The organism is Citrobacter sp. Cpo037, from assembly GCF_030332945.1.
In the GTDB taxonomy this organism is placed as follows: Bacteria; Pseudomonadota; Gammaproteobacteria; order Enterobacterales; family Enterobacteriaceae; genus Citrobacter; species Citrobacter portucalensis.
In genome coordinates, this window is sequence record NZ_JAOWGW010000028.1 from 1 (window position 1) to 311 (window position 311).

Consider the following 311-nt stretch of genomic DNA (forward strand, 5'->3'; position numbering starts at 1 on the left):
GCATTTTTTGAGATCCCGGCCAAATGATTGTGTTGCCGATATTCCTCCGGCGTCATATTGTTCAGTGATTCATGCGGGCGTTCACAGTTATATTCTGACACCCATCTTTCCGTGATTTCCCGCACTTCATTCAGCGTTCTGAACAGATAAAAATCGAGTATTTCTGTACGGTATGTTCGGTTAAAGCGCTCAATAAAAGCGTTCTGCGTCGGCTTACCCGGCTGAATAAATTCCAGTTTTACTGCATGTTGCTCTGCCCATTCAGCCAGTGCAAGTGAGATAAATTCCGGACCATTATCCATGCGTAGCAT

The 311-nt window shown here is 45.0% G+C and carries 1 protein-coding gene; it reads right to left on the minus strand.

Annotated features, from left to right (window positions below; genetic code table 11):
* Positions 1–311, minus strand: a 311-nt coding sequence (locus tag OGX94_RS02790) for an integrase core domain-containing protein (protein WP_286568644.1), incomplete at both ends; no start/stop codon positions are given.